General features: G+C 72.9%; 13 protein-coding genes. 6 read left to right on the top strand and 7 right to left on the bottom strand.

The features are described 5' to 3' along the window. Positions 1-147: 147 nt before the first annotated feature. The 6 genes from ACG83_RS29825 to ACG83_RS29800 all read right to left on the bottom strand — a co-directional run bounded on the left by ACG83_RS29825 (position 148) and on the right by ACG83_RS29800 (position 6,757). A complete protein-coding gene (locus ACG83_RS29825; protein WP_083473123.1) occupies positions 148-438 on the bottom strand; it encodes a hypothetical protein in 291 nt (96 codons plus the stop codon). A 35-nt stretch (positions 439-473) separates the two neighbouring features. Further along, a complete protein-coding gene (locus ACG83_RS29820; RefSeq protein WP_054565812.1) occupies positions 474-1,373 on the bottom strand; it encodes an IS5 family transposase in 900 nt (299 codons plus the stop codon). A 9-nt stretch (positions 1,374-1,382) separates the two neighbouring features. Then, on the bottom strand, positions 1,383-2,147 hold the full coding sequence (locus ACG83_RS29815) for an ATP-binding protein (protein ID WP_054569547.1): 765 nt from the start codon (positions 2,145-2,147) through the stop codon (positions 1,383-1,385). A gap of 82 nt (positions 2,148-2,229) precedes the next feature. Beyond that, positions 2,230-2,928 (bottom strand): toll/interleukin-1 receptor domain-containing protein, encoded by a 699-nt coding sequence (locus ACG83_RS29810; protein ID WP_063793236.1) that lies wholly within the window; start codon positions 2,926-2,928, stop codon positions 2,230-2,232. 46 nt (positions 2,929-2,974) lie between these two features. Further along, entirely contained in the window at positions 2,975-3,574 is a 600-nt protein-coding gene (locus ACG83_RS29805) for a cadmium resistance transporter (RefSeq protein ID WP_054569654.1), read from the bottom strand. Between the two features lie 270 nt (positions 3,575-3,844). Beyond that, entirely contained in the window at positions 3,845-6,757 is a 2,913-nt protein-coding gene (locus ACG83_RS29800) for a BTAD domain-containing putative transcriptional regulator (RefSeq protein WP_054569546.1), read from the bottom strand. A 706-nt stretch (positions 6,758-7,463) separates the two neighbouring features. On the opposite strand from ACG83_RS29800, the gene ACG83_RS29795 reads away from it, so the two are divergent. The 6 genes from ACG83_RS29795 (at position 7,464) to ACG83_RS29770 (ending at position 23,559) form a co-directional block, all read left to right on the top strand. Continuing rightward, on the top strand, positions 7,464-7,718 hold the full coding sequence (locus tag ACG83_RS29795; RefSeq protein ID WP_054569545.1) for an MbtH family NRPS accessory protein: 255 nt from the start codon (positions 7,464-7,466) through the stop codon (positions 7,716-7,718). Between the two features lie 84 nt (positions 7,719-7,802). Further along, positions 7,803-13,568 (top strand): non-ribosomal peptide synthetase, encoded by a 5,766-nt coding sequence (locus ACG83_RS29790; RefSeq protein ID WP_083473668.1) that lies wholly within the window; start codon positions 7,803-7,805, stop codon positions 13,566-13,568. A gap of 107 nt (positions 13,569-13,675) precedes the next feature. Then, positions 13,676-18,475 (top strand): non-ribosomal peptide synthetase, encoded by a 4,800-nt coding sequence (locus ACG83_RS29785; RefSeq protein ID WP_054569543.1) that lies wholly within the window; start codon positions 13,676-13,678, stop codon positions 18,473-18,475. Between the two features lie 4 nt (positions 18,476-18,479). Beyond that, complete coding sequence (locus ACG83_RS29780; RefSeq protein ID WP_054569542.1) at positions 18,480-19,874, top strand: MFS transporter; 1,395 nt, start codon at positions 18,480-18,482, stop codon at positions 19,872-19,874. After that, positions 19,871-21,220, top strand: coding sequence for a condensation domain-containing protein (locus ACG83_RS29775; protein ID WP_054569541.1), 1,350 nt, complete (start codon positions 19,871-19,873; stop codon positions 21,218-21,220). Before ACG83_RS29780 ends, ACG83_RS29775 begins: the two co-directional genes overlap by 4 nt. After that, the gene (locus ACG83_RS29770; RefSeq protein ID WP_083473666.1) at positions 21,217-23,559 is read left to right on the top strand and encodes a lantibiotic dehydratase; all 2,343 of its coding nucleotides are present in this window, start codon (positions 21,217-21,219) and stop codon (positions 23,557-23,559) included. The genes ACG83_RS29775 and ACG83_RS29770 overlap by 4 nt, the downstream gene beginning before the upstream one ends. Here ACG83_RS29770 and ACG83_RS29765 read toward each other — a convergent pair. Further along, positions 23,508-23,984: a hypothetical protein gene (locus ACG83_RS29765; RefSeq protein WP_054569539.1), complete on the bottom strand. Its 477-nt coding sequence runs from the start codon at positions 23,982-23,984 to the stop codon at positions 23,508-23,510. The two genes, ACG83_RS29770 and ACG83_RS29765, sit on opposite strands and share 52 nt — an antisense overlap. Between the last annotated feature and the right edge of the window lie 97 nt (positions 23,985-24,081).

The raw sequence follows: 24,081 nt of genomic DNA, 5'->3' as shown, positions 1-24,081 counted from the left end.
GTGTCCGGCAGAACCGCTCGGCCGCGAGTCCGGACGTGCGCAGCGCCTCGATCAGCTCAGGATCGTTTGCGGTGATCGCGGTGAGATAGTCGAACAGGTCCTGCCGGTTAGGGCCTGTTTTGGAAGTGGGTTGAGCTGGTCGGCGGGTTAGCGGCTGGTCATCCAGGCTGTGAGGTCGCCGGCGATGGCCGCGGGGTTGGTCGTGTGGGTCTTGTTGTGTTCACCGGTGCGGTGGTCGTGGCGTTCGACTTCGTAGGTGAGGGAGTCGAGCAGGACGGCGGAGGTGAACCAGGGCGGGTCGTCGGTGTCGGGCTGGATCACGACGAAGGTGTTGCCGGCCAGGTCCAGGGACGCGATCAGCCTGGTCAGGACCCGTGCGGAAGGGTCATCGACATGGTCGCCGTTCTCGCTGTCGGCGCAGTAGTGTTCGGCGGCCACGGCCCTGCCCTTCTGTTCCGCTGGCGGTTGCGGGTTCAGCATGACAGTCCGGTCCCGGCCGCCGGACGGAGCCATTCGCCGATCACGGCGAGGTGGAGGGTGGCCTCGTAGCGGACCGCGAGTTTGTCGAACCTGGTCGCTACGGCCCGGTGGCGTTTGAGCCGGTTGATCCCGCACTCGACGGCGTGGCGGGCCTTGTAGTCCTCCCGGTCGAACCGGGGTGGGCGTCCACCGGCGGAGCCGCGTCGTTTCCGGTTCGCGATCTGGTCGGCGGGCTCGGGGATCGTCGCGGCGATCCCGTGACGGCGTAGCCAGGTCCGGTTCGCGCGGGAGGAGTAGGCCTTGTCCGCGCGGACCCGCACGGGCCGGGTCCGGGGACGTCCCCGACCTGGGCGTGGTACCCGGATCCGGTCGAGGACGACGGTGAACTGGGGGCTGTCCCCGCGTTGCCCGGCGGTGACCAGCACCGATAGGGGTTTCTGTCCTTGTTCGACCACCAGGTGGATCTTGGTGGTCAGTCCGCCGCGGGACCGGCCGAGCCCGTGGTCGGCCGGTTCGACGGTCACGCCGCCGGGTGGTTCCTTCTGGGTGTCGCCGTCGCGGCGGGCGCCGGCGGCGTGCTGGTGGGCGCGGCAGACCGTGGAGTCGACGTTGACCTCCCAGACGATCAGACCGGCCGCGTCCGCGCGGGTCTGTAACCGGGTCACGATCCGCGCCCAGACGCCTTCCCGTTGCCAGCGGCGGAACAGGCCGTAGACCGTCTGCCAGGGCCCGTACCGGACGGGGAGATCCCGCCATGGTGCGCCTGTCCGGACCCGCCATCGGATCCCGTCGATCAGCCTGCGCTGATACCTCGCTGGACGTCCCCGTCCCGCCACCGGAAGCAACGGCTCCAGCGCTGCCCACTGCTCATCCGAAAGATCCCCACGACCCACAGCGGATCATCACCACGGTGAAGATCCGCCACGAACCGGGGTTCCAAAACAGGCCCTAGCGGTGCTCTGCACCTCGATGCGCTCGACCACCCGTGCCGCGGCCGGGATCGCCACCGACTTCGGCCGGGTCGTCGCGATGATCGCCGTGCCCGGCGGCAGACTCGGCGGCAGGCCCAGCGGCAGCTCACCCACCGCAGGCTGCGGCGCCTCGTCCAGGCCGTCGACGAGCAGGACCACAGGCGTGCCCGGTGCCTCGCGGTCGCGGCGGGCAGCGGCCTCCGACAGCCGGCCGGCCAGCCAGGCTGTAGCTTCAGCACCCTCCGGAAGAATCCCGGCAGGCACAGCCTCCTCGAGCTTCCAACAGGCGATGAGCTGCGCGGCGAGATTTCGGCGTGCGGACTCCGGGGAACGGCCTTCGGCCAGCCGAACGAAATGGGCCGGCCAGACACGGGTGAAGGCCAGATAGGCGGCCAACGCCGACTTGCCCATCCCTGCCTCCGCCTCGACCAGCAGGAATCCGCCCCGGCGCTGCCGGACACAGCGGTCAAGAAATGCGTCGATCCGGCCGATCAGCTCCTCGCGCCCTCGAAACCGGCTCACCGGGTTGTCCGGCTTCGCCGGGTCGACCAGCCGCAGATCACCCGGTAACGGGTCCAACGGGATCACTGCCTGCCGCAACAGGCGAAACGGCCCCGAGAACCAATGCTGCAGAACGTTCCCGTAGTTGACGCCGACCGCCTGCCCACCCGGCGCCGACACGTCGCCGATCGTCACCCGGCTATGCTCCCCGTTCACCCGAGCCCGCTGTCGTGCCGACACCTCCACGACGGTGCAGGAGCTTCCTCCTGCTCACTGGTCACCCAGCCTGACCGTCGTTCCGTGGAGACGGTCGCTCGCCGTCGCTTCGCTGGATGACTCGCCCGTGGTTCACCCCGATGGCCGTCCCGCCGGGCGCGGAGACGGTTCCGATCTGGATGGGACCCGCGGGGTGGGAAGCCGCTGAACGCGGTGCCGGTTCAGGTCGCAGGCCGGTGCCGGGCGGCGCCGGCGCGGGCGATGTCGTCGTGGCAGCTGGGGGAAAGGGTGGCTCGGTGGAGGGCTTGGCGCGGGCGCCGGTGACCGCGAGCTTCGCCGCCTTCAGCAGTTCGTCGCGGGCGTCGTCCTGGGCGAGGCCGAACAGGTCGAACGAGACGACCTGGCCGAGCATCCCCGGGCGGTCGCAGTCCTCGACGCGGGCGACGAGGAGCTTGCGGCGGGCACCGGTGGGGTCGGCACGCCAGGCAGCCTGCCATTCCGCCGACCCGTAGACGGACTTCGTGTACGCCGTCGACAGCACGGCGAGCGTCCGCTCGGAGCGGGTGACACCCTCCTGCATGCCGAAGACCCAGTTGGTGCCGGGCACGAGATCCCATGCCTGCACGAGTACCCGGTAGCCGTCCTCTTCGAGCTTCCAGGAGATCCACTCTGCCCAGGACCTGTCGGCCTGGGTGTAGCTGACGAAGAAGTCCCAGCGCGCATCGCCGTCGATCGCCCCATCCCGATCCACCACGGCCACAGTGTGCCACCGCCCCGGGTCCCGTCACTCGCCCGGCGTGCCGGCGCTACAGGCCGAAGGCGCCCCCCTCGACGAGGATGGACAGGCCGATACCGATCAGGACGACGGGCATCAGGATGTGACCCCATCGGCTGAGTGCTCGGGCAATGACGGGGCGCGTGGCGAAGTAGCGGCCGGCGACGATCCACACGGCCAGTAGGACCAGGAAGACAACCGCGAAGACGCTCATGCCGCCAATGCCCGCGGTGGCGAACACGGGAACGTAGACGCCGATGTTGTCACCGCCGTTGGCGACGGTGACCGCGGCGACTTCCAGGACCTTCGGGCCGCCTCCCTCGGCCTGCTGTCCTTCCCGGTCCGAGTCGTTTCGATGTTTCCAGGCCTGCACGGCTGCCTTGATCCCAAGAACGAGAGGCAGGAGACCGAGGTAGGGAATGGCGTCTTCGGGAAGGAAGGTGGCACCGAACGCAGCTGCCACCGCGACCACGAGGATGGTCACGAACCCCAGGTACTGACCTGCGGCGATGCTGCGGCCCGCCCCCGGGTGGCCGGCGCCCTGGGCGAAGAACAGGGCGAGAACCAGGATGTCGTCGATATTGGTCACGGCGAACAGGCCCATGGCCTGGCCGATGATGCCCAGATTCACGGACGCACCATTGCGCCCGCCGGAGAGCGGGGCGCGAATGCCGACACGGACAGCCACAGCACGACCGGCGCAGGCAGCTGCATGTTGTCGCGCGGCGGGGCCGTGACGCCGCCAGAATCCAACGCCCACGTCACGTGGCCACGGTACCGGTGCCGCGCATTCAAGGAAGGTGCCGGCCCCAGGCGCTGGGCCCCGGAGCTGGGCCAGGCGCTGGGGCCCCGGCGGTCGTTCTGCGGCGGCCCCGCCAGGCCCCGCCGGCCCCGCCGGGCCTCACCTGCTCCCGGCTGCCCGCCGTCGCAGTCTGCTCATGGCCTCCAGCGCCCGCTCCTGCCACACCGCGTCGCCGTTGTCGCTGAACACCGCGGATGCCGAGAGCAGCAGCGTCTCGGCCGTGGCGTAGTTCCCGCGATCCTCGTGGACCCGTGCGCGGGTCAGGATCACCCGCCCCCGGACCCTTCCGTCCGGCAGCCGCTCGCACAGCTCGGTGACGGTGTCCAGCATCTCGTCGGCGGCGTCCAGGTCGCCGAGGTCGACCAGGACCGCCGCGGTCGCGGCCATCACGTGCGCCTGGCCGACGGGGTCCCCCGCCGTCTGGACGATGTCCAGGGACTTGCTCAGGTAGGCGTGGGCGCCGGTCGAGTCGCCGCGGGCGACGAGGACGTTGCCGAGGCGGTACAGGGCCTGGGATTCCAGGCGCAGGTTCCCGAGGGACTCGGCCAGGTGGAGCGAGTCGGTCGAATACCGCTCCGCGCTCGCCACGTCGCCGACCTCGAGGTAGGTCTGCGCCAGGCCGCTCAGCGCGTGCGCCTCGCCGACCGGGTCGCCGGCGTCCCGGAAGCCGGCCAGGGCTGCGCGGTAGCGCTGGAAGGCGCCGTCGTGACGGCCGTGGACCCGGTCGAGGTGTGCCAGGTTCCGCAGGGTGAGCGCGCGGCCGAGGGTGTCGTCGAGGCTCTCGAACAGCGCCAGGGCGCGCAGCAGGCCGCCCTCGGCCCAGGCGCCGCCGCGGGCGATGCCCAGGGAGCCGAGCGAGCAGAGGACCGCCGCCTCGCCGCGGGTGTCGCCGTGCCGTTGGACTGCCGTCAGTGCCAGTTCGTGCGTGCTCCTCCAGTCGTCGAAGCAGCCCAGCGTCTCGAAGAAGACCACCGAGCCGACCGCGATGTTCCACGCCGCCTGCGGGCGGCCGGTGTTGGCGGCCTGGGCGACCAGGGCCGACAGGGTGGGGCGTTCGTCGGTGAACCAGCCGGTCGGGTCCCGCAGCAGCTTGTCCAGGTCGGCCTCGGCGAGCCCGCAGGGAGGGAGCGGGTCGCCGAGGGTCACGAAATCGCCGCCGTAACCGCGGCGGTGGCTCTCGCGCAGGATCGCCAGGCAGGCCGCGAGCACGTCGTCGACCGCGCGCCGCCGGTCGGCGGCGTCGTCCTCGGTCGCGCAGCGTTCGGCGGCGAACAGCCGGACCAGGCCGTGGACCCTGAACCGGACGCTGTCGGACTGCCGCAGATCGGGTTCCACCAGCCGGCATTCCACCAGCTCGTCCACCAGCGAGGCCGCGTCGTCCGCGCCGGCGCCGAGCGCCGCGGCCGCATGCCAGGCCCCGAAGTCCGGCACGTTGAGCAGGCACAGCAGCCGGAGGGTGCGGCGGGCCGGCGCCGACAACGTCTCGTAGGCGACGGCCAGCAGCGCCCTGATGTCCAGGTCGCCGTGCGTGAGCTGGTCCAGGCGCTGCTTCTCGTCGGCCATGCGCCGCACCAGTTCGGCGGCGCCCCAGTGCGGGTGCGAAGCCAGCCGCGAGCCGGCGATGCGCAGCGCGAACGGCAGGCCGTCGCAGAACCGGACGATCTCCCGCAGCGCCTCCGGGTCGGCGCGCAGCCGGTCGCCGGCCACGATCCGGCCCAGCAGGTCTTCGGCGGCGTCGGCGGGCAGCCGGTCGAGCTCGAACTGCACCACGCCGGGCAGGCCGAACAGCCGGCGCCGGCTGGTGATCACCACGGCGCAGCCGGCCAGCCCGGGCAGCAGCGGCGTCACCTGCGCCTCGGAGGCCGCGTCGTCCAGCACGATGAGGATCCGCCTGCCGCCGAGCAGGCTGCGCAGCATGTCCGCACGGCTGTCGAGGTCGTCCGGGATCTTGCGGGCGTCCACGCCGAGGCCGCGTAGGAAGCGGTCGAGCACGTTGGCCGGCTCGGCCGGCCGGGGGGTGGAGCCGTCCAGCCGGGCGAACAGCTGGCCGTCGGGGAAGTCGTTGCGCAGCAGGTGTCCGACCTCGACGGCCAGCGCCGTCTTCCCGATCCCGCACATGCCGGTGACAAGCGCGAGCGGGGTGCGGTGCGCCCTGGTGTCCCCGCTTTCCAGCAGCGTCTCGCACAGCTGCGCGACGTACTCGTCGCGGCCGGTGAAGTCGGGCGCCGCGCCGGGAAGCTGGTGGGGTACCAGGACGATGCGGTGGACGCCCGGTCCGTGCATCCGTGACAGGCTCAGCGACGAATCCTGGTTCAGGATCGACCGCTCTATCGCCTGGAGCTCGTGTCCCGGCTCGATGCCGAGCTCCTCGCGCAGGATGGAGCGGACGTTCTGGTAGGCCGCCAGCGCGTCGGCCTGCCTCCCGGCGCGATAGAGCGACACCATGAGGAAGCCGTGGAGGCGCTCGCGGAGCGGATGCTCGGCGCACAGCGCCGCGAGCTCGTCGGGGTCCTCCCTGCCGAGCTTCAGCCGGATCTCCGCCCGCTGCTCGACAGCCTTCACCCGGCGCTGCTCCAGCAGGACCGCCATCGACTCGGTGACCGGGCCGGACAGCTTGTCGTAGGCCGGCCCGCGCCACAGCCCGAGCGCCCGCTCCAGCAGCCGCAGCGCCTGCTCCGGCTCCCGACCGTGGTCCAGCGCCTTCACCTCGTCCATCAGCCGCTCGAACAGCCGGCTGTCGACGGATTCGTCCGGCACGTTGAGCGCGTAGCCGACAGGGTGGGTGTGGATGCTGTCCGGATCGCCGAGCACGGAGCGCAGCGCCGAGACGCAGATGTGGACCTGGGCCCGCGCGGTGCGTGGCGGGCTCTCGTCCCACAGCGCTGTGATCAGGCGGTCCAGCGGAACGACGCGGTTCGGCTGCGCCGCCAGCACCGCGAGCATCATCCGGTTGCGCCGCGCCGTGATCGCTATCGGGACTCCGTCGCGGACGACCTCGAAAGGCCCGAGCATGCGAAATCGCAGATCAACCACGGCTGCCCTCAAGAATCGTCCGCCGGACGGGCCGCAGTAAGGCGGTCGAGCTCCGTCGCGCCCGCGGTGCCGGCCGAACCGTCGGAACCGCGCGGCTCCTGCTCCCCATCGTCCACTCCCGTGTTCGATCGCGCGTCGAGTGAAATCCATCGTGTCTCACCCGAATCTGACAAGGGGGGTTCGGACCGAGGCCCCGGAAAGTTTGCCGATGTGTAGACAACTTTGCCGAGGCCCTGGGGTTCGAACGCGCGTCCACATACCAGGACCCTGATGCGAGGGTCGGAACCTGGAGCGTCGAACCGACGTATGCCAGAAGATGCGCTGGTGAATATCGGTGCCATGCCGCGCGGGTGATGTGGAGAACGTACGTATGAACCGCACGGTTGCGCAGGTAGGGCCCCCGGCGCCGTGCCGCGGCGATGTCCCACCGCGACTCGCGGTCTTCGGTCGATAGCGCCCCATCGCGGCGCTATCGGCGCCCGCGCCCGGACGATAGCGGCGGCCGATAGAGCCGCGGAAGCACGGCCTCCTAGCTTTCCGGACGTCAGCTCACCGGGCACCGACGTAGGGGGAATCTCATGAAAGGGCAAGGTCTGCTTCCAGCGCCTGGCCTGGTCGCGGCTCTGATGGTGGGGTCCGTCGGCGCCGCCGCCATGGTGAGCGCCTGGAGCGGGGTGGGCACGCCATGGGACTGACCGCATCGGCAGCCGAGGCCGGCAGGGCCGGCGAGGCGACCGGATCCGAGCCCGGATTCCAGGTGGTCGTGAACAGCGAGGGCCAGTACTCGATCTGGCCGGCCGACAGGGAGTGCCCGGCCGGCTGGTTCCAGGAGGGCACGAGTGGCGGCCGGCAGGAGTGTCTTGACCACATCGAGCAGGTCTGGACCGACATGCGGCCGCGGAGCCTGCGCGAGCACATGGCGCGGGTCACCGGCTCCTGAACCGGCTCTCCGAGCAGCAACGGCTCTCCGAGCAGCGATGGCTCTCCGAGCAGCGATGGCCTGACACAGCGACAGGGGTGGACGATGAGTGTGCCGGTCGGCGTCGCCCGCGGGGGCGCCATGCTGGACGAGGCGGACCAGACCGCCGGATCCGGCCCCGAGGGCGTGGAGACCACGGCCGCGACGACAGCCGCGACGACAGCCGCGACGACAGCCGCGGCGACAGCCGCGGCGTCGGGTGCCTTCCCGGCCGCCGGCCTGGACGAGGCCGCGCTGGCCCGGGTCCTGGCGCCCTTCGACCCGGCGGCGACAGCGGACGTCTATCCCCTGTCCGCCCTGCAGACCGGCATCCTGTTCCACGCCCTGCACCGGCCGGACCGCAACGACTACCTGTCCCAGAACGCCTACCGCATCGAGGGCGACCTCGACGCCGAGGTCTTCGTCCGCGCCTGGGCGCAGGTCCTGGAGCGCCATCCGGCGCTGCGCACCACCTTCGCCTGGGCCGACCTGCCGCATCCGGTCCAGATCGTCCACCGCGGCCTGGCGCCGCGGATCCGCCGGGCCGACTGGCGCGGACGGTTCGCGGACCGGGACGCCGTCGCCGCGGCCCTGGAAGACCTGCTCGCCGCTGAACGCGCACGTCCGCTGGACCTGGAGCACACGCCGCCGATGTGCTTCGACCTGATCCGCACCGGAGCCGCCGAGCACCTGCTGGCCTGGCACCAGCACCACATCCTCTTCGACGGCTGGAGCACCTCCGTCGTCCTCGACGAGGTGTACCAGACGTACGCGGCGCTGCTGCGCGGCGAGCGGCCGCGGCTGGCCGCGCCGGTCCCCTTCCGCCGGCACATCGACTGGCTCGGCGCCCGGGACAGGGAGGCGGAGCATGCCTTCTGGCGCCGCACCATGGCCGGATTCGGCGTCCCGACCCGCCTGCCGTTCGTCGGCGCGGCGGAGCCGGACGGTCTCGGCGCGGTGGTCAAGGATCTTCGCGAGGTGCCCGAGCAGCTGTTCGCCCGGGTGCGCGACTTCGGCCGGGAGCATCGGCTGACCGTCAACACGATCCTGCAGGGCGTCTGGGCACTGGTGCTGAGCCGGCACAGCGGCGGGCGCGACGTGGTGCACGGCGCCGTGATGTCCGGCCGTTCCGGCGGGCAGCCCGGCGTCGAGTCGATGGTCGGCCTGCTGGCCAACTCGGTGCCCGTCCGCGTCGACGTCGACCCCGCGGCGCGGGTCGTGCCGTGGCTGACCGCGCTGCAGCGGCATCTCAACGATCTGCGGAAGCTGGAGCACTCCGGGCTCGCCGACGTCCGGCGCTGCTCGGAGGTGATGGCCGGCGAGCAGCTGTTCGAGACCGTCGTCAACTTCACCTCCTTCGCGGCCCCCGACCCGGAGCCCGTCGCCGGACTGCGCGTGAGCCAGGTCCGGGCCTACGAGCAGGTCGGGTACCCGCTGGGTGTCACCGCTGTCTCCCGGCGCGACGGGCTGCTGCTCCAGTTCGCCTACGAGCCCGGCCGGGTGCCGCGCGCCGACGCCGAGCGCTTCTTCGACCACGTCGAGCAGGCCCTCGCCGACCTGGTGGCGGACCCCCATCGCACGCTGGGGGAGGTCTCGTTCCTCGGCGCCGAGGAGCTGCGGCTGGTGACGCGCGACTGGGCCGGCCACGGCGGCGCCTTCCCGCGCGACGCCACCGTCGGCGGCCTGTTCGAGCAGGCGGCCGACGCCCACCCGGACGCGGTGGCGCTCGCCGTCGGGGACTCCGAGCTGACCTACGCCGAGCTGGACGCCGCCGCCAACCGGATCGCTCGAACGCTGCGGCGCCACGGCGTCACCTGCGACTGCCGGGTCGGCATCGCGCTGCCGAAATCCGAGGCGCTGGCCGTCGCGGTGCTCGGCGTCGTCAAGGCCGGCGGCGCCTGCCTGGCGCTGGACCCGGCCAACCCGCCGGCCCGCAACGCGCTGCTGATCGGCGACGCCGATCCGGCCGTCGTGCTGGCGTGCCGCGAGACGGCCGCCGGGCTCGGCGATGCCGCCGCGGGGCGTACCCTGCTGCTCCTGGACGACCCGGCGACGGCCGCCGCCATCGCGGCCGAATCCGCCGAGCGCGTGCCGGGCGTCGCCTCGCCGCTGTCCTTCGTCCACGTCTGCTACACCTCGGGATCCACCGGCACGCCGAAGGGCGTCGGCCTGAACCACCGGGCCGTCGTCCGGTTCGCGTATCGGCCGGACTACCTGGCGTCCGGCCCGGGCGAGGTCTTCGGCCAGCTCCAGTCGCTGGCCTGGGACGGCTCGCTGATCGAGCTCTACGCCACCTGGCTCAACGGGGGCACGCTGGTGATGCCGCGGCCCGGCCGGCTCGACATCCCGGACATCGCCGCGCTGCTCAAGCGGCACGGCATCACCACGCTCGGGCTGACCACCGCCCTGTTCCACCAGATCGTGCAGCATGACATCGAGGCGCTGGCCAGCGTGCGGCAGATGATCACCGGCGGGGACGTGCTGCAGCCCGAGGCCTTCACCGCCCCGCTGCACAGGTACCCCGGGATCTCGGTCATCGCGTGCTACGGCCCGACCGAGAACACGACCCTCACCACCTCGATCACGGTGACCGCCCCGGAGCAGGTCGGCGCCCGCGTCCCGATCGGACGTCCGGTGCGCGGCTCGACCGTGTACGTCCTGGACGAGTCGCTGCGCCCAGTCCCCGCCGGCGTCGTCGGCGAGCTCTACACCGGCGGCGACGGTGTCGCGCGCGGCTATCTGAACCAGCCCGCCGCGACCGCCGGACGCTTCCTGCCGGATCCGTTCAGCCCGGCCCCCGGCGCGCGCATGTACAAGACCGGCGACCTGGCGCGCTGGCGCGGCGACGGGGTGCTGGACTTCGTCGGCCGCGCCGACAACCAGGTCAAGGTGCGTGGATACCGGATCGAGCTCGGCGAGATCGAGGCCCGGCTGACCCAGCACCCCGGCATCGGCGAGGCGGTGGTGGTCGCGCTGCCGGACGCCTCCGGGCACAAGCGGCTGGTCGCCTATCTGGTGGCCGCGCCCGGTGCGGCGGTCCCGGGCAGCGCGGAGACCAGGCGCTTCATCCAGCAGACGCTGCCCGTGTACATGACGCCGTCCGCGGTCGTCCCCCTGCCGCGGCTGCCGCTGACGTCCAGCGGCAAGGTCGACAGGGCGAAGCTGCCGGATCCGGCGGAGGCCGGGCCGGACGACGCGGCGGCGAGGGTCGCGCCGCGCGACGACGCCGAGCGGGCGCTCGCCGAGCTGTGGGCCCGGATCCTGGGGCGGTCGGAGATCGGCGTCCACGACAACTTCTTCGAGCTCGGCGGCGATTCGATCCTGTCCATCAAGCTCGCGTCGCAGGCGCGCAAAGCGGGGATCGCGCTGTCGTCGGCGGACGTGTTCGCCCATCAGACGATCGCGGAACTCGCGGCGGCGGTGGCCGGCGGCGCCTGCTCCGGGCCGCTCGCCACGGCCGAACAGGGCCCGGTCGTCGGCGAGCCGCCCTTCACCCCGATCCAGCGGGCGTTCCTCTCCGGCCGGGGCCCGCACGACCACTTCAACCAGTCCAGAGCCCTGCGGTGGCGTGGCTCGGCCGACGCCGACGCCCTGCGCGGCGCGCTCGCGGCGCTCGTGGCGCACCACGACGCGCTGCGGACGCGGGTGTCGCCGGACGGCGCCTCGCAGCGGATCGGCGAGCCGGGTTCGGCGGCCGGCCTGCTGGAGGGCCTGCTGGAGGTCGTCGACCTCGCGGACGGCGACCTCGCGGACGGCGACGACGCGGCGGCCGTCGAGGCCGTCGCCCAGCGGGTCCAGGCCGGGCTGAGCCTCGCGGACGGCCCGCTGCTGCGGGCCGCGCTCATGCGCGCGCCGGGACATCACGACCGGGTCCTGATAGCGGTCCACCACATGGCCGTGGACGTCGTCTCCTGGAGCTTCCTGCTGGAGGACCTGGCCACCGCGTACGCGGAACTCGCGGGCGGCGCGGATTCGGCCCTGCTCCCGCCGAAGACGTCCTCGTTCTCGGCGTGGGCGCACGAGCTCGCGGACCGGCCGTCCGTCGGGGTCGAGGAGTCCGCGCCGCTCCCCGTCGACGACGACGGGGCGAACACCTACGCGTCGATCGGCGTCGTCAGCGCCTGCCTCACCGCCCACGAGACGCAAGGCCTCCTCCGCCGGCCGCGCGGCACCGACCTCGGTACGGCGGACGTGCTCCTGGCCGCGCTCGGCCGCACGCTGTTCGGCTGGAGCACCGCGGACAGGATCCTGATCGACGTCGAGACGCACGGGCGCGACCTCCTGGACGGACGGCTCGACGTGTCCCGCACCGTCGGCTGGTTCACCGCGATCCATCCCGTGGCGCTGGCTCGTCCGGACTTCGGCGAGCCCGGCGACGTCGGGGCCGCCGACCTCGGCGCCGGTGTCCGGTCGGTTCGGGAGAGCCTGCGCGAGGCCTCAGCGCGGCGTGCGGCCGCCGAGCCGGGACACGCGCAGGTCGGTTTCAACTACCTGGGCCAACTGGGCGGGCGGTCATCCGACGCGTACGGGCCGTTCGACGTGCTGCCGCGGACCTGGGGCTCCGAGTGCGACGCGCGCATGGAGCGGCCGTACCTGCTCGACGTCGTCGCCGCGGTGCGCGACGGCGTGCTGACCGTGACGTGGATGTACTCCGAGGGGCGGCACCGGCGCGCGACGATCGAAGCCCTCGCGCGGCGCCATCTCAGCAGCCTGCGTGAGCTGGCCGCCCGCCTGGCCGCCGAGCCCGCCGTGACGGCCGAGCCCGCCGTGACGGCCGAGCCCGCCGTGACGGCCGAGGAGCGCTGGCTGGACCGGTTGGGCCCGGATCCGGCACTGCTGTCGGCGCTGATGGCGCGTTACCGCACGCCGGGAGCCGGCGTTGCCATCGCCCGCGACGGCGTGATCCAGGCCTGGGGCCGCGGCACCACCGAGGTGGGCGGGCCGGATCCGGTGACCACGCGCACGGTCTTCCAGCTCGGTTCCATCAGCAAGCACCTCACGGCGTTCGCGGTGTCCGCGCTCGTCCAGTCCGGACGGCTCGATCTCGACACCGACGTGAACCACTACCTGCGCGGCTGGGAGCTGCCGTCGGCGCACGGCCCGGTCACGCTGCGGACGCTGCTCGACCACACCTCGGGACTGAGCCAGGTCGACGTCGACACGTATGCGCCGGACGAACGGCTGCCGGCGATCTCCGACCTGCTGGCCGGGCCGGCGATCGGCCTGGTTCGGGCCCCGGGCTCGGAGTACGAGTACTCCGGTGCCAACTACGCGGTGATCGAGAAGGTCGTCGCCGATGTCACCGGCCTGCCCTACCCGGCGGCGATGGAGCAGCTCGTCCTGGCGCCGCTGGGCATGGTGGACTCGTCCTTCGACCCGGAGTTCCCGAAGCACCGCGGCGCTGACGTCGCCCTCGCGCACTCCGCCACCGGCCGGCGGTACCCGGAGGGCTGGCGGAACTTCCCGTCGATCGCGGCCGGTGGCATGTGGTCGACACCCCGCGACCTCGCCCTGGTGGCCGTCGAGATCCTCGACGCGATGGCCGGCCGGGGCAAGGTCATGACCGGCGACTCCGCGCGCGCCCTGACCGGCGACCTCGCGAACGGATACGGACTGGGCACCGTCGCCAAGACCGCCGACGGCCGCCGCTGGATCGGCCACCCGGGCGACAGCCCCGGCTTCCGCGCCCTGACCGCGCTGGACCCCGACAGCCGTACCGCGGTCGTGGTGGCCGCCAACGGCGACGGAGCGGGACTGCTGCTGGAAGAGCTGTTCGGGCAGTTGCAGCCGAGCCTGCTGATGCGGGTGCAGGGCCCCAGGAAGTTCACCTGACGTCCCGCCCGCCGTGTATCGACCCGTCCCCGACCGTCCCCGACCCGTCCCCGTTTCGTCCTCGTTCCGTCCTCGGCATGGCGGCCGGGGCCTTTCAGGAGGTGCCGATGAGCATCGACGTTCGTGCCGAGGGCCTGGCGGCGACCGGCCCCTCGGCGGCAGAACGCCGCCTCCGTGCGGCGGCCGCCCGCCGCTCCGGTGGCATCCCGTCCCGTCAGTCCGCCGACGCTCCGCTCTCCGCGGCCCAACGGGGCGTCTGGATCGCCGACGCCATGCTCGGCAACTCGGGGGTCTACAACCTGAGCCATCTGGTCTGGCTGCGCGGCGGTCTGGACCCGGTGCGGCTGCGGGCCGCGCTCGGGGCGATCGTCGAACGGCACGAGATCCTGCGCACCGTGTTCGCCGGGGTGGACGATCCGCGGCAGGTCGTGCGCGCCGCCGACGGGTTCGAGCTGCCGCTGCACGATCTCGAGGTGCTCCCGGAGGCACGGCGGCGGGCTGAGGCGATGCGCGTCGCGCAGGCGGAGTCCGGGCGGCCGTTCGATCCCGCCGAGGGCCCGCTGTTCCGCGCGGCGCTGATCCGGGTCGACGCCGGGACGCACCTGCTCGTCCTGAGCATGCACCATCTGCTGGCCGACGAGTGGGCGCTGGGCAACCTCATCGCCGAGGCGAACGCCCTCTACAACGGCGGCACCATCCCGGACCTCGCCATCCAGTACGGCGACTTCGCGGCCTGGCAGGCGGCACGCCTGGCCGACGGGCTGGCCGACCGCCAGCTCGAGTACTGGCGCGAAGCCCTCGCCGATCTGCCGCACACCCTCGACCTGCCCACGGACCGGCCGCGAGGGGCGCGGCCGTCGCATGTGGGCCATCGTCGCGCGCTCCGCCTGACCGCCGAGGAGTCGTCGGCCTTCCGGCGGCTGGCCGCGGACCACGGCGTCACCGCGTTCAGCGCCATGACCGCGGTCTTCGCCCTCGTCCTCGCCCGGCACGCCGGGCAGCGGCGTTTCGCGTTCGGCACCGCGGTGTCCGCGCGCAGCCGGGTGGAGACCGAACCGCTGATCGGGCTGTTCGCCAACACGGTGGCCATCCCGCTCGACGTCGCACCCGAGGCCCCGGCGGACCGGCTGCTGCGCGCGGTCCACGCCTCGGTGGTCGAGGCGCTCGACCACCAGGACGTGGCGTTCGACCGCGTCCTCGGCGAGCTCGGTGTGCCGCGCAGCATGGGCCGCCATCCGGTCTGCCAGGTGCTCGTCCAGTGGGCCGAGGACTCCGGCGGCGGCTGGCGGCTGGCGGACGTCGAAGCGGAGCCGGTGACGCTCGACCACGGATCGGCCAAGGCCGACGTGACGCTCGTCGGCGTCGGCGGCGCGGACGGCATCGAGTTCGAGGTCATCTGCGAGCGGGATCTGTTCGAGCCGGAGACCGCCGAGCTGCTCCTCGGTCACTTCGCCACCGCGCTGCGCCACCTGGTCGCGCGACCCGGGACCCTCGTCGGGGACGTGCCGCTGGCGAGCGCCGAAGAGCAGCGGCGTCTGGAGACCGAATGGCGCGGATCGTTGGGGGACCTCGCCCTCGACGCCACGATTCCGGAGCTCTTCGACGAGATCGTGGCGCGGCAGCCGGACGCGCCAGCTCTGACATCCGGGGATGGTGTCACCACTCTGAGCTACGCCGAGCTCGACGCCGCCGCCGACCAGCTGGCGGACCGGTTGCGGCGCCTCGGCACCACCGTGGACGAGTGCGTCGGCGTGGCCGTGGCGCGCTCGGTCGAGATGGTCGTCGCGATGGTGGCCATCGCCAAGGCCGGCGGCGCCTGCCTGCCCCTCGATCCGGCGAACCCGGTCGAGCGCAACGCGTTGCTGATCGCGGAGCGCGACCCGGCCGTCGTCATCGCCGGCCACGCCTGGCAGGCCGCCCTCGGCGACGCCGCCGCCGGCCGCGCGGTGATCGTCCTCGACGACGAGGGCGGCCGCGGGCGCGTCACCGAGGAGGCACGTCCCGCGGCCCGGACCGCCACCGCCACCGCCACTGTTGCCGGCACCGGCACCGGCACCACCGCCACCGCCACCGCCACCACCACCACCACCACCACCGCCACCACCGCCACCGCCGACACCGACGCCGACGCCGCCACTGCCACCGGCTTGAGCCTGGCCCACGTCTGCTACACCTCCGGATCGACCGGCACCCCGAAGGGCGTCGGCATCACCCACCGGGGCATCGTCCGGCTGACGCGCGGCCACCACCCCGCCGTCTACGGCCCGGGCCAGACCGCGGTGCTGCTCGCCCCGATCGCGTTCGACGTCTCGCTCATCGAGCTCTGGGGCTCACTGCTGAACGGTGCGCGGCTGGTCGTGCCCGAACCCGGGCGCCTGGACATCCCGGTGGTCGCCGACCTGCTGCGCCGCCACGGCATCACCACCCTGATCCTGATCACACCGGTGTTCCACCAGATCGTGCAGTGCGACATCGAAGCCCTCGCCGGAGTGCGCCACCTGCTGGTCGGCGGGGACTCGATGGCCGCCGCGGCCCTCACCGCCGCGCTGCGGGCTCTCCCCGACCTGCAGGTGATCGCCTGCTATGGACCTACGGAGAACACCGGGATCACGACGTCCATCGACTACGTGGACCCGGCGAGTGTCGGCACCCGGGTACCGATCGGTCGTCCGACCCCGCACAGCACCGTCCACGTGCTCGACGAGGCCCTCCGCCCGGTCCCGGCCGGGGTCGTCGGGGAGCTGTACTCCGGCGGCCACGGGCTCGCCAGGGGCTACCTGGGCCACCCGGCCGCGACCGCGCAGCGGTTCCTGCCGGACCCGTTCAGCACGGTGCCCGGCGCCCGCATGTACAAGACCGGCGACCTGGTGCGCTGGCGCACCGACGGCATGCTGGACTTCGTCGGGCGGATCGACGGGCAGGTGAAGATCCGGGGCTTCCGGATCGAGCTCGGCGAGATCGAGACCCGGCTGGCCCTGCACCCCGGCGTCGCCGAGGCCGCCGTGGTGGCCCGCCCGGACGCCGACGGGCACAAGCGGCTGATCGCGTACATCGTCGCGCCGCCCGGCGCCCGGGCGCCGGGAGCGGCCGAGGCCAAGCGCTTCATCCAGCAGGCGCTGCCCGAGTACATGACGCCCTCCGCGATCGTCGTCCTGGACCGGATGCCGCTGACCGCACACGCGAAGCTCGACCGCGACGCCCTGCCGGACCCCGCCGGACTGCCAGACTCCGCGGCCGCGGACCGGACCGCGCCGCGCACCGCGGTCGAGGAGATCCTCGCCGGGATCTGGAGCAGGGTGCTCGGCGTGCCCGAGGTCGGCGTCCACGACGGGTTCTTCGACCTGGGCGGTGACTCGATCCAGTCGATCCGCATCGCCTCCGAGGCCCGCCGGGCCGGACTCGTCCTCGCCTCGGCGGACATCTTCGACCATCCGACGATCGCCGAGCTGGCCGAGATGTCGGTCGGTTCGGGGCCGGCCGGGCCGGCCGGGCCGGCCGTCGACCCGGATCGGGGCCTGGCCGTCGACCCGGAACAGGGCCCGGTCGTCGGCGAGGTCCCGCTGACTCCGGTCCAGCACTGGTTCACCCGCCAGGACTACGTGAACGGCCGCTTCAACCAGGCCGTCCGGCTGGCCTGGGACACCGGGCCCGAGCCCGACCCGGCCGCGCTGGCCGGCGCCCTGGACGCCCTGCTCGCCCACCACGACGCGCTGCGGCTGCGTCTCACCCGTTCCGACGGTGTCTGGCAGCAGCAGGTGGCGGCCGGCGAAACCGAGAACGTGCTGGAGGTGATCGATCTCGACGACACCGCGCCGGGGGATCAGGAGGCCGTGATACTCGCCGCCGCGGCCCGCGCCCAGGACACCATCAGCGCCGCCGACGGACCGCTGGTCCGCGCGGTGCTGTTCCGCGGCGCCGAGGCCGGCCCCCAGCTCGTGCTGGCGATCCACCACCTTGCCGTCGACACGGTGTCGTGGGGGATCCTGCTGGAGGACCTCGCGACCGCCCACGCGGACCTCGCCGCGGGACGGCAGCCGTCGCTGCCCGCCAAGACGACCTCGTTCCAGCGCTGGTCGAAGGCGCTGAGCGCCCATGCCCGCAGCGCCGGTTTCGACGCCGAGGCGGCGTTCTGGGCCGACTACCTCCTCGGCGGCGACGACGAGGGCCGCCTGCCGGCCGACCGCCCGGCGGGCTCGAACACCGTCGCCGACGAGGCGATCGTGGGCGTCGACCTGACCGAGGACGAGACCTCGGCCCTGCTGCGCCGGATGCCGGCGGCGCACGGCGCGCAGGCGGTCGAGGTGCTGCTCGCCGCGCTCGCGACCACGCTGAGCGGCTGGACCGGTGCGGCCGCGCACGTCATCGACCTGGAAGGCCACGGCCGCGAGCCGGTCGTCCCCGACACCGGGCTCGACGTGTCGCGCACCGTCGGCTGGTTCACCGCGCTGCACCCGGTGCGGCTGGAGCCGCCGGCGTCGGACGACCCGGTCGAACGCCTCACCGCGGTCCGCGACCAGCTCCGCTCGATCCCGCACAAGGGCGTCGGCTACGGGATGGCGCGCTACCTGCGTGGTGACGCGGACGGCGGTGACGTGCCGCCGAGCCCGGCACACCTGGTCTTCAACTACCACGGGCAGATCGCCGCCGGCACCGCCGGCGCGGGCGGCGCCGGCGGCGAGATCAGGCGCCTGCGGGCCTCGGCGGGCCCCGAGATCCAGGGCGCCGCGCTGCGTCCCTACCGCCTGGAGGTAACCGCCGCCGTGGTCGCGGGATCCCTGCGCGTGACGTGGACGTACTCCTCGGCGCAGTACGACGCGGCCACGGTCGCGTCACTCGCCGAAGCCTGTCGCACCGAGCTTCGGGCCCTGATAGCCACCACCACGACCACCACCGAGATCAGGCGGTAGCCCCATGCGCGAGCTGCTCCGGAACCGCGAGTTCGCCTTCCTGTTCGTCGGCCAGGTCACCAGCATGATCGGTGAGTCGATCATGCTGATCGTGCTGGCTATCTGGGTCAAGGAGCTGACCGGGTCCAGCGGCCAGGCCGGCGCGGTCGTGCTGGCCGTCGCCGCCCCGGCGCTGGTCGCGCCGCTGCTCGGCTGGGCTGTGGACCGGGTGCGGCGCCGGCCGTTCCTGGTGTGGGTCAACCTCCTGTCGGCTGTCGCCCTGCTGCCGCTGCTCGCGGTGCACGATCGGCACGAAGTCTGGATCGTCTTCGCGGTCTCGGTGGCCTACGGCTTCTCCTTCAGCCTCAACACGGCCGGACTGGCCGGGCTGATCAAGGTGACGGTCGCCGGCGACCGGCTGGTCGAGGCCAACAGCCTGCTGCGCTCGGTGCGCGAGGGCTCACGGCTGCTCGGACCACTGGCCGGCGCCGGACTGTACGCCTGGGCCGGCGTCTCGGCGGTGGTCATCGTGGACGCCGCGACCTTCGTCATCGCGGCGGTGACGCTGACGGCGATGCGCGTCGCCGAGGACCGGCCACGGCCGACCGAGCTGCACTGGGCCACCGAGGCCGGCGCCGGCTTCCGCCACCTGGCGGGCGAGGCGGCGCTGCTGCGCTGCGCGATCGCGATGGGGCTGGCGTTCCTGGTGTTCGGCGCCGTGAACCCGGGGGTCTTCGCGTATGTGGACCAGGGCCTGCACAGGCCCGCCACGTTCGTCGGCGTGCTGATGACGGTGATGGGGCTCGGCGCGGTACTCGGCGCGCTCGCGGCCCCGAAGCTGGTCAAGGTGCTGGGGGAGTCCGCGGCCGTCGCGGTCGGTCTGGGCGCGCTCGGCGCAGGGCTCGCGGCGCTGGTGTATCCGCGACTGTGGCTCGGGCTCGCGGTCGCGCCGGTCGTGGGTTTCGGCGTCTCGGTTGTCGCGATCGCCTTCACGACGCTGATGCAGCGCCGCACTCCCGCGCCGTTGATGGGACGGGTGTCGACGGCCACCGACCTGTTGGTCGGGGCGCCGCAGACGGCGTCGATCGCGGCCGGGGCGGTCCTGGTGTCGATGGTCGACTTCCGGTGGTTGTTCGGCGGAGCGGCGGCGGCACTGCTGATCGCGGCGTCCGGGCTGTGGACGGTGCGCGAGCGGGTATCCGTCGGCGGCGAGGACGGCGACCGCCCGCGGGACGGCGACGGCGCTGAAAAGGGCGACGGCGCTGAAAAGAGCGACGGCGTTCGGAACGGCGACGGCGTTGAGAAAGGCGACGGCGTTGAGAAAGGCGACGACGCTGAGAGCGCCGCCTCGGGGGGCGCCGACTCGGGCTCCGTCGCCGGCAACGGGAATCAGGACCTGATCCTCCAGGACCAGACATGAGGACGGCCGCCGTCCCGGTGACGCACTCGCAGGCCTCGCTGTACTTCGCGGAGGCGATGTGCCCGGAGGAAGGCGCCTACAACATGGCCTTCGCGATCGACGTGGAGGGCCCGGTATCGGACGCGGGCCTGGTCGCGGCCGCGCACCGGGCCTACCGGGCGATCCCGGCGCTGCGGCTGCGGCTCGGTATCGACGACGTCTCCGGGGAGATCGTCTCCTGGTTCCACGACCGGCTGCCGGACGTCGAGGTCGTCGACCTGGACGGTGCCGGACCGGACGCGGTGGCAGACGCGGTGGACGCCGCGACGCGCCGCGCGATCGACATCGACGAGGGCGGGTTGGCGCGGTTCGCAGTGCTGCGGACCGGGCGGACGGCGGCGACGTTGGCGGTGGTGTTCCATCACCTGGTCGCCGACGGCCTGTGCCACGTGCCTTTCGCCGAGCGGCTGGCGCGGTGTGTGGTGGGCGATCTGCCGGAGGACGACGGCCGGGACTACGTCGGTCTCGTCCGGCGGATCCGTGAACGGGAGACGCGCGCCGCCGCCGAGCTGCGCGGTGTCTCGTTCGCGCGACTGCCCGAGGATCTCCTGGCGCGGACCCGCCTGCCGTGCCGAACGGACGGCGCCGTCTCGCGGGGCGGGCGCACGGTGGTGATCGTTGACACGGGGGCGACGCGAGGCCTGCGGGAGCAGGCCCGACGGTTGGAGACCAGCTTGTTCAAGGTTCTGATCGGTGCGGTGCACCATGCGCTGCCGGCCGACGACGGCGGCGCGAGCGTGGTGTGCACGGCGGCGTCCCAGCGTCCGGCGGGTGGGGAGGCCGACTCCCTGATCGGCTGTTTCATCAACGAGGTGCCGCTGCCGGCGGCGCGGTACGGCTCCGACACGGTGGCCGACATCGTGCTGCGGGAGAGCGCCGGCTGGCATGCCGACCTGCGCCGGCGCGACTTCCCGTTCGCCGAGCTGGCACGCCGGGCCGATCCGGCGGGGACGTCGGCGGCCCGCCTGGACAGCGTCATGGTCGGCTACCGGAAGCTGCCCCGGACGATGCGGTGGACGGATGCCGGAGTGACCTGTCGGGCGGTGCTTGAGCAGCCGTTCCCGACGCCGAAGACGGAGATCTCGCTCCGGTTCCTGGACCGGGGCGACACCTTGGAGTGCGAGGTGCAGTGGGGGCGCGGCCTCGTCGAGACGGCGGGCGCGGCGTTCACCGATGAGCTGGGACGGTCGTTGGCCGGTGCCGGTGCCGGTGCCGGTGCCGGTGTGGGCGTGGGTGCCGGTGTGGGTGTGGGTGCCGCCGCGGGTGCGGGTGCTGGTGCCGCCGCGGTCGCGGAGGTCGTGAGATGAGCCATGGGACGGGGTGGGCCCCGCACGCGGCGGGGCCGGTGGGCCGGGTGCCGATCGGTGACGGCTCGCGCTGGGCGTTGTGGGATCTGGTGGAGCTGCGGACCGCCGGGTTTCCGGCGGCCGACATCGCGGTGCTTTTCGATCCCGGACTCGCGGAGCTCGCGGCAGGCGACGATGAGGAGAAGTTCCTGGCCGCGTACGCGCAGGCTGTGGACTCGTTCGCGACGGTCGCCAGGCGCGTGGCCTCCGGTCCCCGTTTCCAGGAGGCCGTGACCTGGCAGAACCCGACGATGTTCCGCGACTGCGTGGCGAAGATCGCCGAGGGTACGCCGAGCCGTCCGGCGCATCGGCGGCGGCGCGAGCTCAAGGTGGTGAGCTATCTCCAGCGCTACGCCCTGAAGAACGACACGATCGGGTTCTTCGGGCCGGTCGGGTTCGCGCGCGTCGCCGAAGACGGACCGGCGCTGCGGCAACAGCCGGGTCCGGCGCTGCTGGCGCGGCGGCGGGTGTACTTCGAGCAGTGGGCGATCGACGCGGTGGCCCGGCGGATCAGCGCCGATCCGGAAGTGCTGCCGTGGCTGCGGCCGCGACGCTCGGCGGCGGTGTCGGTGCGTGACGGACTCGCCCGCCGGCCGCACGGTGCGCCGATCGCCCTGACCCGGCACGAGGCGGAGATCTTCGAGCTTTGCGACGGGTCGCGGACGGCGGCGGAGATCGCCGGCTTCGACGCCGTGGCCGAGGCCTGGCTGGAAGCCGGCCTGATCACGCTCGAGATCGACGCGCGGGTCGAGGACGATCCCGAGGTGCGCCTTCGCGAGGAGGTGCTGCGGATCGGGGACGCGACGGTGCGGGACCGCGTGCTGACCGGCTTGGACGAACTGATCGCCGCCCGTGACGCGGTCGCGGCCTGCGCCGGGGACGCGGCGAGGCTGGCCACGGCGGGGCAGCGGCTCGACGAGGTGTTCGAGCGACTGGCGGGGGAGGCAGCCAGCCGGCGCGGCGGGGAGGCCTATGCCGGACGTCGGGTGATCTACGAGGACACCGTCCGCGACGTGGAGGTGCGGATCGGGCCGGAGTTCCTGGCGGCGGCCGAGGCGCCGCTGGAGTTGCTGTTGGACAGCGCTCGGTGGCTGGTGGCGGAAGCCGCTCAGGCCTACCGGGAGCGTTTCGACAGGGTTTTCGACGCCTGTCTCGCGGCGGGCGGGGACTCCGGGGCCTCGGCCGCGTCCCAGGCCGGGGCCCCGGCCTCGGTCCCGACCTCGGTCGCCTTCGGCGCCTTCCTCGCTGCGGCGACCCCGGACCTGGCCTTCTCCTACCGGGAGCTCCCCGACCTGGTCGCCGCCCTGATTCCCGAGTTCCAGCGCCGCTGGGCCACGATCCTGGCCGTGCCGTCCGGCGTCCGGCGCCACGAGCTCCGGTCGGCCGATCTCCTGGCCGCGGTGCGCGCGGCGTTCCCGCTCCGGGAGCTGCCCTGGTCGTCGGCGGTGCACCACTGCCCGGACATCATGGTCGCCGCCGCGAGCACCGACGCCGTCAACCGCGGCGACTTCCTTCTCGTCCTCGGCGAACTCCACCTGACCGCGAACACCCTGGACGCCCGCGTCGTGCTCCAGCAGCACCCCGAGCCGGAGGAGCTGACCGCCGCCGACGCCCGCGACCGCCGCGGCCCGCGCATCCAGCCGGTGCCCGCGAAGGCCTCCAGCAGCGTCAACTCCCGGGTGTACCCGCCGGCGATGAGATCGTCCGACGACCTGTTCTGGACGCTGCACACCCGCCACACCGGAGCCGCCGGGCAGATCCTGCCCGGCGCCGGGTTGCGCGTGCATCGTGAGCAGGGCGTCCTGCGGGTCCGTTTCGAGGACCGCGCGTGCTGGGATCTCCTCGAGGTGCTCGGAGAGATCATCAGCGCGGCCGTGATGAACGCGTTCAAGCCGATCGGCACAGCCGGCCACCGCCCCCGCGTCACCATCGACCGGATGGTCATCGCCCGGGAGGCGTGGGGGTTCGCGCCGGGCGAGCTGCGCTGGGCGTTCGAGAAGGACGCGGCCCGCTGCTATCGCGGGGCACAGGCGTGGCGGCGTGCGGCCGGCCTGCCGCCGCGGGCGTTCTATCGGGTCGCGGTCGAGGACAAGCCGCTGTTCGTGGACTTCAGCAGCGTGGCGTTGGTGAGACTGCTCGCGACCGCGGTCAGGTCGGCGGCCGAGGAGGAACCCGACAGCCTGGTCGGGTTCACCGAGATGCTGCCGGATCTCGGCGAGCACTGGGTACGGGACGCCGCCGGCGCCGCCTACGCCTCCGAACTCCGCATGGTGGCCGTCGACCTCACCGAACGGCCTTGAAGCCGACTGGCACCGGGTAGGCGCCGGACTCCGGGAGATCGTGCGTCCTCCTCGATGATCTGGAAGCTGATTCCCCGGCCGACCGGGGTGCTGCCCGGGTCGGCGAGCTGACGGTTGAGCGCGTCCACCGCGGGCCAGCCGACCCATTCCGGGGAGAAGGCCACGCAGGCCTGCTCCGGCCCGCCGGCGCGGATCGCGTCCATGGACGCGATCTCGAGGCATTCACCGCCGGCCCCGGAAAGCCCGTCGTAGCCGACGGCCTTGAGCGCCGAGTTGCCGACCTGCTGGAAGAGCGCGTCGTTGAGGAGCTGGCCGGCGTTCGCCGAGGAGTACTTCTGCAGCGCGGCCGCTGCTTGCTTCCAAGTAAGAAAGAAAGATTTCGGCTGCCGCAGCGACCGAAATCCTTCTTTCTTGCGCTCCGCCAAGCGACCCGGCGCCCCGTTTGCCGTTATTGACATGAATTGGCGCCGCGTGGCGCCAAACGGCGCCATGCGGCGGCGTGACGGTTCACCCGGAGAAGGA

Source organism: Frankia sp. R43 (assembly GCF_001306465.1).
In the GTDB taxonomy this organism is placed as follows: domain Bacteria; phylum Actinomycetota; class Actinomycetes; order Frankiales; family Frankiaceae; genus Parafrankia; species Parafrankia irregularis.
This window is presented reverse-complemented; position numbering and strand designations above follow the sequence as displayed.